The following is a 16,730-nucleotide window of genomic DNA, read 5'->3' as shown; positions in this document are numbered from 1 at the left end:
TTAGCTGCTCCTGTCAGTCGACCAAAAAGAATTCATCTGGACGGTGAACGCCGAAATGCGCGCCGGGTTCCCACGCCCACATCGCGTTTTCGGGGACGTTGCGTAGACGGTTCGAGACGACGATAGGCTGTGGCGCGCCATTCAAGATTCCAATACCATAAAGCTGATCGGCGTGGATCTTCAACATCTCGGTCCAAACGGCCGTCCGCTCCTCATCCGTGGTGGCGACCTCCCAATCATGGGCCAGATTCATGAGGCGCTCGGCCTCGGGCATATCGGGGGCTTCGCCAACCTCACCACCTGTCTGGTAGAATTGGCCCCATTTGGGCCAGGCGAGGAAGACCTGATCGGTCGGGGCCAGATAGGCCGGAGAGGTATGTGCCTGCGGCAACCCGTCATCCCAGCCAAACCAGACGGATGCCATGGTGTTGCCTGCAAAAACCCGGTTCCGCAAGATATCACGGTCAAGCGGGCGCATCACCAGTTTGACCCCGATTTCACGCCACGTATCGGTTACGATCTGCAGCGCATTTTCAACCTCTTGCCGCTCACCTGCAGTTTCGATGATCAGTTCCATCGGGCGGCCATCCGGCAATAGACGGGTGCCAGAGCCGTCGCGCTGGTCCAGCCCGGCCTCATCCAGCAGCGCATTGGCCATATCGACATCGAACGCGGCCCAGGCTTCGGCGTTTTCTTCGCTATAGAAGGGCGAGGCGGGAAGGACGGACATCGCCATTGGCTTCGCCAGTTTGAAGTAAAGCGCCTGATTGATGGTCTTGCGATCTATCGCCAGCGACAGCGCCCGGCGCACCCGCACATCGCGCAGCACCTTCCGCCAGACCTCGTCCGCGTAGTTCAGGTTTGGGTAGATCGCGATTTGCGAGGCGACACCAGTCTTCCACAGCAGGGTTTTGTAGTCACCGACCTCTTCCCCCTTTTTCAGGATTGACGCATCCCGAAAAGCCAAGCCGCGACCCTGTAGATCGCTCTCGCCTGCGTTGGTTTTTGCGGCGACCAGACCGGGGGCGACAATCTCCATCGCGACTATGTCGATATAGGGCAGTTGCACGCCATTCGAGTCGATGCGGTGATAATAGGGATTGCGGACAAAGTTGTGGCGGATTTTCTTGCCAGAACTTGCGTTCAACCAAGGCTGCAACGTGGGCAGTTCGTGATTGTCGAACTTGTAAAGGTTGTCCAGCTTGTTGTGCAGCGCCGCCCAGCTTTTGACCCGGGCGTCGTCGACTAAAAAGGCAAGCTCTTCAGGGTCTGCGTACTTTTCGTGATAGGGTTTCAAGAATGCCGAAGGCCGATAGATGAATGGCGGGCGTGCCTGAGCCAGTGATTGCAGGAAATCCGGATTGGGGTCCGGCCATTCATAGATCACTGTGGTTTCATCCGGGAAGGAAACTGTGGGCGCGTTGCCTTCGACAATCAGGAAATCTGGCGGACCGGACGGGCTGAGCAAAGGGTTGTTGGCGACATCTTCCCACCAATACCGAAAATCCTCGGACGTGAACGCCGACCCGTCGGACCATTTGTGACCTTCCCGCAGCTTCAGGGTGAACTTACGGTTGCCTTCGTTCTCGAACGAGGCCAGCAGATCAGGTACGATGTTGTAGTTCGCGTCAAACCCCACCAGTCGCGCATAGCCATAAACGACCATCTGACGGATATCCTTGGACCGGGTCACCATGGTGCGCAAGGTACCGCCCTGGGTTCCGAATTCCCGGCCTTTCGCGGCCAGATCAACGATCAGCGGTTCCTTTGGCAGGCGCTCGGCAATGGGCGGCAGATCGCCGGAATTGACCTCGTTTGACCAGAACTCACTCTCTTGCAAGGTCGGAAGTTCGGCGCTCGCGGCAAAGGGCAAAGCAAAGGCCAACGATGCCGCAAGGATCAGATGGCGAGTGGTCTTAAACATGGCAACGTACCTTATGGCCCGGCTCCAATTCCACAAGTGAAGGTATCACGGTGTCAGAGAAACGAAAGGCTTCATCCCAACTGTCCGGCGCGCCGGCACCCAATGAGACCATTTGCAGGTCAATCGGGCGGTTGATGTCGGGTTCTGGTTGAGCGGCAATCAACGCCTTTGTGTAGGGATGGCGCGGATTGTAGAAAAGGGTCTCGGGCGGGGCCTGTTCCACGATCAGCCCCCGGCGCATCACGGCGACTTCATCGGCGATGCGGGCCACGACGGCAAGATCGTGGGAGATAAAGAAATACGACAGGTTCAGACTGTCCTGCAAATTCTCCAAAAGGGTCAGGATCTGCTCCTGAACTGAAACATCCAAAGCCGAGGTCGGTTCGTCACAAACAATCAGTTGTGGATCCAGCATCATGGCGCGGGCAATGGATAAGCGTTGTCTTTGACCACCGGAAAACGCATGAGGGTAGCGTTTCAGCATATCCCCGTTCAGCCCCACGCGCTGCAACATCTCGGCGGCCTTGTCACGTTGTTCCGATGTCGACCCGATCCGGTGAATCTCCAGCGGTTCAGTCATCGCATCCTGGATGCGCATACGCGGGCTGAGCGAGCTATAGGGGTCTTGAAACACCATCTGCGCCTTGCGTTGGAACGCGGTGCGCTGGGCGCGGGTCATCTGGTGGACCGGGATTGGGTCGTCTTCTGCGGCAGTTTTGAACAAAACCTCCCCGCCGGGGTCCGGCAGCTCCGCCCCCAAGGCGATCCGCGCCGCGGTGGTCTTGCCAGAGCCGCTTTCACCGACGATTGCCAATGTTTTGCCGCGACCAAGTTTGAGGTCAACGCCGCGACAGGCGTGGATTTCCTTGTCGGCCTGCCAGCCTTTGCTGGCCCGCATCGTATAGGTCTTTGAAACGCCTTTCATCTGTAGGATCAGGTCTTCACACGGCATTGGCACCCCAACAGCATCGTTGTCAGGGATCGCGGGGGCGGCATCGAATAACTGCTTGGTATAAGGATGCGCCGGAGCGGTGAGGATCGGCGCGGCGGGGCCTGCCTCCATCACACGGCCCTTGTGCATCACCACCACGTGTTCGGCCATGTTTGCCACAACGCCAAGGTCATGGGTTACAAGGATCAGCGCCATGCCGGTTTCGCGCTGAAGCTCTTTGATCAGGCCAAGAACTTGCGCCTGAGTGGTCACGTCCAACGCTGTGGTTGGTTCGTCAGCGATCAACAGATCAGGTTTAGATACCATTGCCATGGCGATCATTGCGCGTTGACGCATGCCGCCGGACAGTTCGAACGGATAGGAATCGTAGGCGCGCTGCGGGTCTGGGAAGCCGACGCGTTCGAACTGACTCAATACCTCTTTGCGGGCCTGTGCCTCGGACGCACCGCGATGCAGCCAGAGAACCTCGCTCACTTGATTGCCGATCTTGTGCAGCGGCGAAAGCGAGCGCATCGGTTCCTGAAAGATCATCGATACCCGGTTGCCGCGAATGCCACGCATCTCGCGCTCGCTAATCTGTGTCAGTTCGGCGGCACCTTTGGAGTCGTTCAGAGTGATTGATCTGCTGCGGATTTGCGCGGTCCGGGGCAGAATGCGCAAGGCGGCGCGGCATGAGATGGTTTTGCCAGACCCGGACTCGCCGACCAGCGCCAGGGTCTGTCCGGCATGGACATCAAAATTCACATCTTTGACAACAGATTCACCTGCGCCAAAACCAATGCTCAGGTTTTTGACGGACAACAAAGCATTCATTCGGGTTTTCCACCCGGTTGGCCGCATGTTTGCATCGGCTCTATCAACTCCCCGTGATTTTTTCGCCAGTCTCGCGCGGTTCTGCCCATCTAGTCAAACCCGTTCTTGTGCTGAAATGTCGCGGAAATGTGAAACTTGGGGTCTGGCGACTACACAAACACTTGAGCTTTTGTCATCAAAGCCCAACTCGACTGCCCTCATGCTGGCAATAGGTATCAAGGAGAGATTTCCCAGTGTCCGAGAATCAAAGCCGACTTGATCTGTTCATCGACCGCATGGTGTCCCAGCGGGCCTGTCTGGATTTTGCCATCGCACAGACCCAAGATATGGATGGGCCGGTCTTTGAACTTGGGCTGGGGAATGGTCGGACCTACCACCACATGATCCAGTATGTCACCAAGCGCCCGGTCTATGTGTTCGAACGTGCGGTCGCTTCGCATCCGGATTCGACACCGCCCGAGGATCGAGTGATTTTGGGCGATGTCCGCGAGACACTTCCCGCCTCCCTGGATCGGTTCGGCGCGACCGCTAGCCTGATCCACGCCGATTTGGGCGGGCATAATCGTGAAAAGAACGACGCGTTCGCGCGGTTCGTATCACCTTTGATTGAGCCGTTGTTGGCCAAAGGCGGTCTTATGGTGTCGAGCGACCGGATGTATTTTGAAACCCTTACCGAACTGCCTTTGCCCGAAGGTGCGGTTCCGGGACGGTGCTATATCTATCAACGCTAGGTCCGATCAGCCAGGCGACAGCGCCGGCACGATGGCGGATAGTGCAAACAGGGGGGACGTCATGCAGGCAATCCTGACACTGAACGCGGGAAGTTCGACCATCAAGTTCAGCGTATACCGGGCCGCGTCTGAACCCGAACTGTTGTGGCAGGGGCAGGTTGAAAACCTTGGCCCTGTCGCGCAGCTGGAATTGAAAGGTGACGGGCCGGTTCAGGTGATTGAGATCGGTCCAGCCGACCATGCGGCAGCCGTCGAAGCGATTTTGCAAACTATTGAGCCGTTACTGGACGCGCACCATATCGTTGGGGTGGGTCACCGTATCGTGCATGGCGGGCAAACATTTGATGGTCCTGTTGTTCTGAATGATCATGTCCTGACGCAGTTAGAGGCGCTTTCACCCTTGGCGCCTCTGCATCAACCCCACAACTTGGCCGCCATTCGCGCCGCGCAGGCCGCCTTTCCTGATGCGGTGCAGGTGGGATGTTTTGATACCTCGTTCCACACAGGACACGCGTTTGTAAACGATACCTTCGCCCTCCCGCGGCGGTTCTACGAAAAGGGCGTTCGGCGCTATGGGTTCCACGGGCTGTCCTATGACTACATCACCGGCAAGCTGCAGCAGGATTATCCCGATCTGGCTGCGGGTCGCGTTGTGATTGCGCATCTGGGGAATGGTGCGTCGATGTGTGCCGTGACCAACGGCGCAAGCGTCGGGTCAACTATGGGGTTCTCTGCGCTGGATGGATTGCCGATGGGAACGCGCTGCGGTCAGCTTGATCCCGGTGTGTTGCTGTATCTGATGCAGCAGGGGCATGGGGTCGAGGCGATCACCCATATCTTGTACAAGAAGAGCGGCCTTTTGGGACTTAGCGGGATCAGCCACGACATGCGGACCTTGCTAGCCAGTGACGACCCGCATGCGCGCGAGGCAATTGACTACTACGTGTTTCGCATCCGGCGCGAGCTGGGGGCAATGGCCGCCATTCTGGGCGGTCTTGATGCGGTGGTCTTTTGTGGCGGTATCGGAGAAAACGCGGCCCCAATTCGGCAGCGTGTGCTGCAGCGGATGGAGTTTCTGAACATCCACCTGAATGTTCAGGCCAATGACAGCAATTCCACGGTCATATCAGACAAGGGTATTCCGGTGTTGGTGATCCCGACGGATGAGGAGCGCGTCATCGCGCGCGCCGTGTCCCAGGCACTGGATTGAATTGTCGCCCCTAAATGAGAGGAAATTCGAGATGATCTTCTACGACTGCTCGACCGCCCCGAACCCGCGCCGAGCCAGAATGTTCATTGCGGAAAAAGGGCTGGAGATTGAAACGCAAGAGGTTTCGATCGCCAAGAATGAGCAGTTGGATGACGCGTTCCTGGCCGTGAACCCTCGGGCGACGCTGCCGGTTCTGGTGACAGATGAAGGCGCGGTTCTGACCGAAAATCTGGGGATTGCCGCCTATCTCGAGGCGCGCTTTCCCGAACCGCCCCTGATGGGACGCACCCCGGACGAGAAGGGGCAGGTTTTGATGTGGAACGCGATCGTCGAACAACAGGGCGGAATGCCAATTGCGGAGAAGCTGCGCAATACCCACCCAGCGTTCAAAGATCGGGCCATCCCAGGGCCGGTAAACCACCCTCAGATTCCACAACTGGCCGAGCGTGGCGCGGCGCGCATCGCAGAGTTTTTCGCGTTACTTGAAGGGCGCTTGAAGGACAGCCGCTTTGTCGCAGGGGATATGTTCAGTCTGGCGGATATCAGCACGTTTGTTTTTGTGGATTTTGCGCGGGTCATCAAAACGCGTATTCCCGCAAGCAACAGCGCCACCCTTGCCTGGTTTGAAAGCGTTCAATCTCGGCCCAGCGCGAGCCTCTGAATTCTGCGACTGACCATGCCCCGATCTGCGTCGATCTGCACTGTACAGAAATGTCTAGACAGAAGTGAACAGTGCCGCTAGCGTCCGCAACGAGTCACCCAAGGGAGGTCGGGATGAAATCGCAGTATCGCGTGGTGGTCATTGGGGGCGGCGTTGTGGGCGCCTCGGTTCTGTATCATCTGGCCAAATTTGGCTGGTCGGATGTCGTCATGCTCGAGCGGCGGCGGCTGGCCTCGGGGTCATCCTGGCATGCGGCGGGCGGTATCCACGCCTTGAATGCCGATCCAAACATGGCGTCGCTGCAGGCCTATACGATTGATCTGCTTAGCGAGATCGAGAAAGAGTCCGGCCAGAATATCGGCCTGCACATGACCGGTGGTTTGACGCTGGCTGGCACCCCGGAGCGCTGGGAATGGCTGCAGGCCAACTACCGCATCTTCCAATCCATCGGCATTGACGATTGTGAGTTGTTGACACCGGAAGAGGCGCAAAGACGTTGTCCGATTATGTCCACTGATGGCGTTCTGGGCGCGATGTGGGCGGATCGCGAAGGCTACATCGATACCACCGGCACGGTGCAGGCTTATGCAACGGCTGCAAAGAAGCGTGGGGCGGAGTATTACGAGGAAACCAAGGTCGAAAGCCTGACACAGACGGCGGATGGCTGGGAAGTGGTGACCGACAAGGGCACGATCACCTGCGAACATGTGGTTAACGCCGCGGGCCTGTGGGCCAAGCAGGTTGGCCGCATGGCTGGGGTGGAATTGCCTGTCTCACCGCTCAAGCACCATTATCTGATCACGGATGCCGTGCCTGAGGTCGCAGCAGCGGATTTCGAAATGCCGATGACTGTGGACTTGGAAGGGTTCACTTATATGCGGCAGGATCAGAAAGGCGTTCTGGTCGGCATCTATGAGGTCGACCACGAACACTGGGCCATGGACGGCGCGCCCTGGAACTATGGTGAAGAGCTGTTTCAGGAACAGCTGGACCGCATTGAGAACGAGTTGATGCTGGGCTTCGAACGCTACCCTTCGATCCAGAACGTGGGCATCAAAACCTGGGTGAACGGCGCGTTTACCTTTTCGCCCGATGGCAACCCGCTGGTCGGGCCAGTGCCGGGCAAGCGTGGCTATTGGTCGGCCTGTGCTGTGATGGCGGGCTTCCTGCAAGGTGGCGGTGTTGGCAAAACGCTGGCAGAATGGATGATCCATGGCGAGCCCGAGGCAGATGCATGGCCAATGGATGTCGCGCGCTACGGCGATTTCGCTCAGAACAAACGCTACATCCGCGAAACCACCGGTCAGTTTTATTCCCGCCGGTTTGTGATGACCTATCCAAACGAGCAACTGCCTGCCGGCCGCCCGCTGAAAATGGCCCCGGCGCATGACGCAATGACCGAAGCGGGTTGCAAATGGGGCGTCAGCTGGGACCTGGAAGTGCCGCTTTATTTTGCACCGAAAGGGTTCGAGGAAACACCGACCCTCAAGCGGTCCAACGCGCATGATATCGTGGCCGAGGAATGCAAGGTGATCCGCGAAGGCGTGGGCCTGATGGATATCTCAGGGTTCTCGCGGTTTGAGGTTTCAGGCCCGAATGCGCAGATATGGTTAGACAGGGTCATGGCCTCGAAACTGCCTGCCCCAGGTCGCGCCAAACTGGCGCCAATGCTGGGTGAGAACGGTCGCCTCAAGGGCGATCTGACCGTCTTGAACTGGGGCGATGGCACCTGGTGGATCATGGGCAGCTATTACCTGCGTGCCTGGCACATGCGCTGGTTTGACGACCATATGATCGATGGGGTCACTCTCCGCGATTTGGGTGAGGAATATTGCGGGTTCGGTCTGGTCGGCCCGAAATCGCAGGCCGTGATCGAGAGGGTGGCAGAACAGGATATCTCGGGGCTCAAGTTCATGGGATGCGGCGATTTTGATATCGGCCTTGTCCGTGCCCGTGTGGCGCGCATGTCGGTGACAGGCGAGAAGGGCTATGAGATCAACTGCAGCTATGGCGATCATATCAAACTGCGCCGGATGCTGCTTGAGGCCGGGGCAGATGAGGGCATCCGCGAATGTGGTTTCAACGCGATGCTGTCGACGCGGCTTGAGAAGAGCTTTGGCATCTGGTCGGCGGAGTTTACCCAACTCTACACCCCGGGGATGACCGGCATGGATCGCTGGATCGACTGGGACAAGGATTTTGTCGGCAAGGATGCCGCCGTGGCCGAGCGCGATGGCAATGGCCCTGCGCAGGTGCATGTCACGCTTGAGGTCGATGCGCTGGACGCAGATGCCAGCGGGTATGAACCGATCTGGGCGAATGGAGAGCGTGTCGGGTTTGTAACCTCGGGCGGTTATGGTCACTACACTGGCAAATCGCTGGCGATGGCTCTGGTCAACAGGGACAAAGCTGAACCGGGGACGGAACTGTCCGTGCATGTGGTCGGCGTCGAGCGTCCCGCTCGCGTGATCGCACCGTCGCCATACGACCCGCAGGGTAAGGCGATGCGAGGCTGATCATGGTGGCGCAAGACCAAAGGCGCCGACGGCGCGGACGCGGAGCTGAGGCTGCGCCACCCGTTTTGCGGGATGTGAACTATCGTCAACTCAGGAACCCTTTTCCGCAGATGGAGGTGTTTCCCGCAGATCAGATAGCAGACATGCACGAGACCGCGCTGCGCATGCTGCAAGAGCTGGGCGTCAAGGTTTTGCTACCCGAAGCGCGTCGTATCTTTGCCGCAGGAGGGGCCCGTGTCGACGAAGAGACTGACATGGTCTTTATCGGGCGCGATATGGCCGAAGCAGCGGTTGCCTTGGCTCCGAAGTCGATTGCCTGCCGGGCGGGGGCACGGCGTCGCGACTTCACGCTGGAACTGGGCTCACTGGTGTTTCAACCGGGGGCCGGGGCTCCGAATGCCACCGATTTGGAGCGGGGGCGTCGGCCGGCGAAAGGGCGGGACTATCTTGAGTTTTTGAAACTCACCCATCATTTTGACGTGTTTCAGATGATCTCACCCCAGGTCGAACCGCAGGACGTACCAACCAACCTGCGCCACTATTTCACGACCAAAGCGCAGATGGAACTGACGGATAAGTTTCCGTTCTTTTTCTCGCGTGGCACACCACAGGTGATGGACTGCTTTGAGATGCTGTCTACTGCCCGTGGCTTGTCGGATGACGATTTCCGCAATGGAGCCCATTGCTACACGATCATCAATACCAACAGTCCACGCACGCTGGACATTCCGATGGCGCAGGGGCTGATCGATTTTGCCAAGCACGGTCAGATGTCGATCATCACGCCGTTTACTCTGATGGGGGCAATGGCGCCGATCACGGTGGCGGGGGCGATTACCTTGTCTCATGCAGAAGCGCTGGCGGCGCTGACCTTGACGCAGCTGACCAATCCGGGCGCGCCTGTATGCTACGGGACGTTCACCAGCAATGTGGATATGAAATCAGGCGCACCCGCATTCGGGACGCCCTCACATTTTCAGGCTTCGCTAGCGGCCGGACAATTGGCACGACATTTGGGCCTTCCATGGCGATCCGCGGCGGGGTCGGCGGCGAATGTGAACGATGTGCAGGCGGCCAATGAAAATCAATTCGGCCTGTGGGGCTGTTTGATGGCGGGGGCGACGGTCATAATCCATTCGGCGGGCTGGCTTGAAGGCGGACTAACGGTCTCGTTTGAGAAGCTGGTCTGCGATGCCGAAGTGCTCAACATGGTGGCAGAGCTTTGCGCCGGGGCGCAGGCCGGAACCGCCGAAATCGGTTTTGACACGGCGCTAAGTGAGGTCGAGCCCAGCGGCCATTTCTTTGCCTCAAGCCAGACGATGGAGCGGTACAATACCGAGTTCTATCAGCCTCATGTCCACGATTACGCCAATTTCGGAACCTGGACCGAGCGGGGATCGGTTGACACGAACCATCGGGCAACTGGGGTTTGGAAATCTATTCTGAACGATTTCAAAGCACCGCCAACCGATAGTGACCGTATCGGAGCCCTGCACGAATTTATTGAGCGACGCACTGCCGAAGGCGGCGCACCACCGGAGAGCTGAATGAACACCAAACCGATCCTACACCGGGATGACCCACAGGCCGAACCATTGGTCGGCAATGTCAAAGTCACGCGCGACGATTGGCTGAACGTGGCGATGGATGTGCTGATCTCGGACGGGGTGGATCAGATCAAGGTGCTGAACCTGGCCGAGCGGATGGCTGTGTCACGGTCATCCTTTTACTGGTATTTCAAGTCGCGACAGGAATTGTTGGACGCGCTTTTGGCGCGCTGGCAGGCGACGAATACTGCGGCCCTGATCAAACAGGCTGAAATCCCCGCCAAGACGATTACCGCGGCGGTCTGTAACGTGCATCGGTGTGTCGTGAATACGGCGCTGTTTGACACTGCCTTAGATTTTGCGGTGCGCGATTGGGCGCGCAAATCCGGCAAGGTGCGGCGCGTTCTGGATCAGTCCGACGCCAAGCGCCTGGCCGCCCTGCACGCGATGTTCGCGCGCTACGGGTATTCCGAGGTCGAAGCCGAAACCCGCGCGCGCGTTCTGTACTACATGCAGATTGGCTATGATCTGGCACAATTGAACGAGCCCATGGACACGCGGATCTCGATGGTGCCGCACTATCTGTATGTATTCACGGGCGTCGACCCGAAACCCGAGGAAGTCGAAGAATTCAGCGCTTATTCGCAGCGCTATTGGAGAGGAGACACCCCATGAGCCAACCAGATGCAATTATCATTGGGACCGGTGTAATCGGTGCCGCGATCGCTTTTGAGATGGCGAAAGCCGGGTGGAAAACCCTGTCGCTGGATCGGAACAGTCAGGCGGGGCATGGCTCGACCGCTGGGTCCTGCGCGATCATCCGCATGCACTATTCGACCTTCGATGGCACGGCCTTTGCCTGGGAAGGATATCACTATTGGCGTGATTGGGCCGAGTATCTAGGTCTGCCAGCCGATGCCGACCTGGCGCAATTTCGCGAGACGGGGTGTCTGGTCATGAAGACCGATGCCAACGGTATGCTGGAAAAGCATATGGCCAACAGCGCTGATCTGGATTGCCCGTTCGAAGAATGGTCTGCGGACAAGGTTGTTGAAAAACTACCGGTTTATTCTCTGGACAGTTTTACACCACCAAAACGCATGGACGACCCGGAATTCGGCCAGCCCAATGGTCGCAAGATGCAGGGCGGTGTGTTTTGGCCGCAGGCAGGTTATGTCACCGACCCAGCGCTGTCCGCTCAGAACCTGATGGATGCTGCCAAGCAACATGGGGCTCGGGTGCAGACTGGAGCCGAGGTCGTTGAGGTTCTATCCGAAGAAGGTCGTGTAACGGGGGTCAAGCTGGCGTCTGGCGAAGAAATCCACGCCAAGGTTGTCGTGAATGTGGCCGGGCCGGGGTCAGCCATCATCAACAAGATGGCTGGCGTTTTGGATGACATGACGATTGAGACACGACCCTTGCGGCAAGAAGTGGCACATGTTCCCGCGCCCGAAGGGTTCGATTTCGAGAACAATGGCACCATCGTCTCGGATAGTGACATTGCATGTTATTGCCGCCCGGAACACGGCAACCATATCCTCGTTGGGTCTGAAGACCCCGAATGCGACCCGCATCAGTGGTGCGAGGATGATTTGCACTACAACCGCGATTTCACCGATCAGTGGACAACCCAGGCCATGCGATATGCGCAGCGCGTACCCAGCCTTGGCATTCCGTCCAAAACCCGAGGGGTGGTTGACCTATACGATGCGTCGACAGACTGGATTCCGATCTATGACAAATCCAGCCTGCCGGGTTTCTATATGGCCTGCGGCACCAGCGGGAACCAGTACAAGAACGCGCCAATTGCGGGCAAGATGATGACTGCGCTGATTGAATATTGCGAAGGTGGGGCCGACCATGATGCCAAGCCGCTGCAGTTCGAATTGCCGTATATCAAGCGCATGATCGATGTGGGGTTCTATTCGCGCAAACGCCCAATCAACGAAGAAAGCAGTTTTTCGGTTCTGGGGTAGCCGACGGGTCCAAACGCACTATGCTCTCGAAAGGTCTGAGCAAACACAGGACCCGAGATGGCACAGTCAGGAAACCGCGTTCTGATTTTGGGCAGCGCACCAGATGCGCTTGAGGCGCGGGCATGGCCCCGTGCGCCCTTTACGCACATAGTGGCGATCAACAACGCCTGGCGTGTGCGCGAGGATTGGGATGTGCTGATCCATCCCGAAGATTTCCCAACAGACAGGTGCCCTGTGCATTTGAAACCTGGGCAAAGCATTGTTACGGCCGAGGATTATGTGCCGCGGCAGAACCATTATGGCGGCTTTGTCTACGCAGGCGGCACGATGGCCTTTACGGCAGGGTATTGGGCTTTATCAGCCCTTGAGCCCGAGGTTCTTGCTTATTTTGGATGTGACATGGTTTATGCGGGCAAGGGTCAGACCCATTTCTATGGCACGGGCGCGGCTGATCCGCTGCGCGATGACGTCACCTTACGCTCGTTAGAGGCCAAATCCGCCCGTTTGGCCCTGTTTGCAGCCGCTCAAAAGTGCCGTGTTGTGCGATTGTCGCAAGGGGACAGTCGGTTGGTGTTTCCGTCGTCCCAGTCGTCACGGTTGACCTCGGCACCACTACCCGCGACCACTGGAATGAAGGCTGCGTTGGCCGAAGAAGAACGGTTGGCGTATCACGTGCCATCCGGGCGCTATTGGGAAGAAGCGCAACGTTTTGATGTTGAAAAACTCGACGCTTTGGATCGGATGTGGTTGTCGGCCTATGAGCCCAGACATCTGAAACATGTCGCCTGAAACCGGTTCAGGCGGCGAAGGTGACCCAAGCCCAGACCATACCGATATAGGTAAACTGATGCATCAACTGATCGAGCCCGGCTGCGCGCCAAAATGCGGCCTGTTTGGGTTCTAACTGCTTCTTGTCAGAATAGCTGGCCTTGGCGTAGTCGATATTAAAATGAACGACCCATTCGATCAAACCGACAATCAGGATGAAAAGCAAAGGCGCGCCAAATAAGATGAAAACAACGGTAGAGCCGACAACGTGCACACCGGCATGTTGCGCGCGACCGACATGAAAATACTCGCCTCGCCCAGATAACATTTTGGGCGTCTGGAGGTAATAATCGGCAAACATATGCTTAATCTGCATCAAGCAGAGCATAAGAAAAACTGCGCCAAAACTGGCAGTCAAAAGGCCTCTCCCGAAAACGTCCTGAGGCGGATACTAGGCACGATTAAGTTGCTACGTAAATAAACTAGTTCACATTCGGCAAAGAAATGTTCCGCTATTGACCTCGAATATCAGTTTTCGCTGGGATTTTGTGGCTTTATGCTGTTGAGTCTGAGGCCATGCCAACAAGCTGAGTTGTAGATAGCAAGCAGGAACCGGTTCCATAGAGCGCACGATCTTTCGTTTTATCTGGAAGTACTCCAAACGCGACCAGCTTATCCTTCTGGCCGTGACGTCTACGTTGTTTCCGTTGCTATATCTGACGCTGGAACTGCCCAAGCGCATCATCAACGATGCGATCGGGGCCAGCAGTGAAATCGTAGAGGTCTGGGGATACAGTCTGCAGCAGACCAATTTCCTGATCATCTTGTGTTTTGCCTTTCTGGGTGCGGTTCTTGCCCATGGCCTGATGAAGATGCGCATCAACACGATGAAAGGTGTGCTGAGCGAGCGGATGCTGCGGCGCTTTCGCTATCAACTAATCAGCCGGGCTTTGCGCTTCCCTCAGCCTTATTTCGAACGGGTCAGCCAAGGCGAAATGGTGTCGATGATCACCGCCGAAAGCGAGCCGATGGGCGGGTTGATGGGTGATGCGATCAGCCAGCCGGTGCTTCAGGCCGGGCAGATGATCACCATTCTGTCGTTCCTGTTTCTGCAAAGCGTTTGGTTTGGTCTTGCTGCCGTCGCTTTGATTCCGGTACAGGCATGGCTGATCCCGAAGTTGCAGCGCCAGATCAACCTTCTTAACAAGAAACGCATCCAGGAGGTCCGCACCCTGGCTGCGCAGATCGGTGAAAACGCCGCTGGTGCCTCAACCCTGCGCGCGAACGGTGGCTGGCGCTATCGCCGCGCCATGGTTTCGGATCAATTGGGGCGCCTATTTGGGATCCGGTTTGAGATCTACCAGAAGAAGTTCTTTATGAAATTCATAAACAACTTCATCTCGCAACTGACGCCCTTCATGTTCTACCTTGTTGGGGGATTGCTGGTGCTGCAGGGATCTGTCTCGCTGGGCGCGCTGGTGGCTGCGTTGGCGGCGTATAAAGACCTCAGTTCCCCCTGGAAAGAACTGCTGACCTACTACAATCAAACGCAGGATATGTCGCTGCGGTGGGATGTGGTGGTTGAACGGTTTGCGCCTTCGGGCATGCAGGATGAAGGTTTGTTCGAAGGCGAACCGCCCGAGCGTCCGCATCTGAGCGGCGATATTGTTCTTGATCACGTTTCGGTGCGCGACATGGACGGCAATCAGGTGCTGGATGACCTGAACCTGACATTTCCGGCGGGTAAAACAATCGGCATTCTAGCGCAGAGCGAGGAAGACCGGCGCGCCGTCAGCGAACTGCTGACACGCGAAATCCTGCCCAGCGCGGGCAGGGTTGAAATCGGTGATCAGAATCTGGCCGAGTTGCATCAGGGCGTCGTGGCGGCGCGGATCGGTTATGCATCATCTCGACCTGTGATGTTTCAAGGCACGCTGGGCGACAACGTTATGATGCCCATGCGGTTCAAGCCGTTGTCTGAACACACCGATCACCCCGGTTTTGCTGAAACCCTGCGTGCGGGGAACAGCACCGACCCGTTCCAGGCAGAATGGCTCGACCCGTCTCGTGCAGGCTTTCAGAGCGCGGCTGATCTGCGGGATTGGTGGTTGAAATTGATCGACGGAATGGGATCGGGCGCGGCCTTGTTTCGACGCGGATCCGAGCAGGATTTTGATCCGGTCGCCCATCCCCTGCTTGCGCAGAAGCTGATCGAACTGCGCCCGTTGATACAAGAGACGGTAAGAAAAGCGAAGCTGACCGAGCAGGCGCTGATCTTTGATCGCGAAAGCTATAACCCGGCCTTGCCCGTGGCCGAGAACCTGCTGTTCGCAACGCCTTGTGTTCCGGTCAACCAAGAGCTTCTGGCCAAGCAAACCGTGTTCCTGGGCCAGTTGCGTGAGCTTGGATTGGATGAGACACTGATCGCCCTTACGCGTGACGTGATCGACATGTTGCGGCAGATCTTTGGGCTGGATGGCACCGACCATCCTTTGTTCCGCAAACTGGGCCTAGAGGCCGGGACCTATGAGGTGGCCGTTGAATTGGTCGAACGCACCCGGAAAGAAGGGGCCGAAGGGCTGGATGACGCCCAATTGGCGAACCTGCTGGCGGTGCCATTTGTGATCTCAGCGGAGCAGATTGGCCCGGCCTTCACCGATGAGCTCAAGAGCCGCATTCTGGAGCTGCGCCATAGTCATTCCAGTAAGCTGCTGGAACCGCTGCAGGACGTGTTTGTTCCGTTGGATTCCGGGCGGATCGCACCGGGTCTGTCGGTGATGGAAAACGCGCTTTTTGGCAAAGTCAGCCAGATTGGTGGCGCGCGATCCGACGAGGTACGCAAGCTGATTGTGGATGTTCTGGCCGAGAATGGCGCGCGCCCGCTGGTTGTTGAGCTGATCTATGATGTGCCGGTTTCGCTCGGGGGGCAGAACCTGCCCGCTGTTTTTGCCGAGCCACTGGCGTTTACGCGGGCAACGATCAAGAAGCCGGATATCCTGATCCTAGAGAACGCGCTGGCCAGCTATAGCGTCAAGACACAGATTGCAGTGTACAAAAACCTGCGGGAATTGATGCCGGATGTCACGATCATCTATCTGAACGATCAGTTCGAAAATCCGGACGTGTTCGACATGTTCGTTGAAATCCGGCAAGGTCGCGTTGTCTCGGACGAAGGACCTGTGGACGTGGAAGAAGACAGCGCTGCATCGGCTGATCTTGCGCGCAAATTACGTGCGCTTGAACAAACGCCACTGTTTTCCGGGTTGGATCGCAGGCAGCTGCGCTTGCTTGCCTTCGGCGCGCGCTGGTTTGATGCAACACCCGGACAGGTCGTGTTCCTGAAAGATGACCAACCGACCGATGGCGCCTACGTGGTACTGGGCGGAGAGGCAGGCTTGTATCTGCCGCAATCGGATGGTCCGGATCAATTGATCACAACTGTAAGCGCAGGTGCATTAGTGGGTGAGTTAGGGTTGATCCGAAAAGAGCCACGCGCCCTGAGCATGATTGCCGAGACCGATTTGTCCTGCCTGAGGATTGGTGAGGAAGAGTTTCTGGCCGTTGTCGAAAACGATGCCGCCACTGCCTATAAGCTGATGCAGGTGATCGCGGGGTATGTGTCGAACTAACCC

The 16,730-nt window shown here is 57.4% G+C and carries 12 protein-coding genes; 9 read left to right on the top strand and 3 right to left on the bottom strand.

The window, feature by feature from the left end:
- Positions 1-13 precede the first annotated feature (13 nt).
- Complete coding sequence (locus tag ACR0EL_RS13625; RefSeq protein ID WP_480500458.1) at positions 14-1,924, bottom strand: ABC transporter substrate-binding protein; 1,911 nt, start codon at positions 1,922-1,924, stop codon at positions 14-16.
- Positions 1,917-3,689, bottom strand: a complete 1,773-nt coding sequence (locus ACR0EL_RS13620) for an ABC transporter ATP-binding protein (RefSeq protein ID WP_480500457.1) — start codon at positions 3,687-3,689, stop codon at positions 1,917-1,919. Before ACR0EL_RS13620 ends, ACR0EL_RS13625 begins: the two co-directional genes overlap by 8 nt.
- Before the next feature lie 233 nt (positions 3,690-3,922).
- Between ACR0EL_RS13620 and ACR0EL_RS13615 the strand changes: the two genes are divergently transcribed.
- From ACR0EL_RS13615 to ACR0EL_RS13580, 8 genes are all read left to right on the top strand, one after another.
- Positions 3,923-4,420: a class I SAM-dependent methyltransferase gene (locus ACR0EL_RS13615; protein ID WP_480500456.1), complete on the top strand. Its 498-nt coding sequence runs from the start codon at positions 3,923-3,925 to the stop codon at positions 4,418-4,420.
- 61 nt (positions 4,421-4,481) lie between these two features.
- Positions 4,482-5,630: an acetate/propionate family kinase gene (locus tag ACR0EL_RS13610; RefSeq protein WP_480500455.1), complete on the top strand. Its 1,149-nt coding sequence runs from the start codon at positions 4,482-4,484 to the stop codon at positions 5,628-5,630.
- A gap of 31 nt (positions 5,631-5,661) precedes the next feature.
- Entirely contained in the window at positions 5,662-6,291 is a 630-nt protein-coding gene (locus ACR0EL_RS13605; RefSeq protein WP_480500454.1) for a glutathione S-transferase family protein, read from the top strand.
- 113 nt (positions 6,292-6,404) lie between these two features.
- Complete coding sequence (locus tag ACR0EL_RS13600; protein ID WP_480500453.1) at positions 6,405-8,807, top strand: GcvT family protein; 2,403 nt, start codon at positions 6,405-6,407, stop codon at positions 8,805-8,807.
- A 2-nt stretch (positions 8,808-8,809) separates the two neighbouring features.
- The gene (locus ACR0EL_RS13595; RefSeq protein ID WP_480500452.1) at positions 8,810-10,354 is read left to right on the top strand and encodes a trimethylamine methyltransferase family protein; all 1,545 of its coding nucleotides are present in this window, start codon (positions 8,810-8,812) and stop codon (positions 10,352-10,354) included.
- Positions 10,355-11,029, top strand: coding sequence for a TetR/AcrR family transcriptional regulator (locus ACR0EL_RS13590; RefSeq protein WP_353012206.1), 675 nt, complete (start codon positions 10,355-10,357; stop codon positions 11,027-11,029).
- Positions 11,026-12,330: an NAD(P)/FAD-dependent oxidoreductase gene (locus ACR0EL_RS13585; protein ID WP_480500451.1), complete on the top strand. Its 1,305-nt coding sequence runs from the start codon at positions 11,026-11,028 to the stop codon at positions 12,328-12,330. The genes ACR0EL_RS13590 and ACR0EL_RS13585 overlap by 4 nt, the downstream gene beginning before the upstream one ends.
- Positions 12,331-12,387: 57 nt before the next feature.
- Complete coding sequence (locus ACR0EL_RS13580; protein ID WP_480500449.1) at positions 12,388-13,119, top strand: hypothetical protein; 732 nt, start codon at positions 12,388-12,390, stop codon at positions 13,117-13,119.
- Between the two features lie 7 nt (positions 13,120-13,126).
- Here ACR0EL_RS13580 and ACR0EL_RS13575 read toward each other — a convergent pair whose 3' ends face one another.
- A complete protein-coding gene (locus ACR0EL_RS13575) occupies positions 13,127-13,486 on the bottom strand; it encodes a DUF3307 domain-containing protein (RefSeq protein ID WP_480500494.1) in 360 nt (119 codons plus the stop codon).
- Between the two features lie 244 nt (positions 13,487-13,730).
- Here ACR0EL_RS13575 and ACR0EL_RS13570 point away from each other — a divergent pair, with 244 nt between their 5' ends.
- Complete coding sequence (locus ACR0EL_RS13570) at positions 13,731-16,727, top strand: ABC transporter transmembrane domain-containing protein (RefSeq protein WP_480500492.1); 2,997 nt, start codon at positions 13,731-13,733, stop codon at positions 16,725-16,727.
- Positions 16,728-16,730: the final 3 nt, after the last annotated feature.

The organism is Ruegeria sp. AH12, assembly GCF_056541465.1.
The sequence above is the reverse complement of the archived record's forward strand: the minus strand, read 5'-3'. Positions and strand labels throughout refer to the sequence as shown.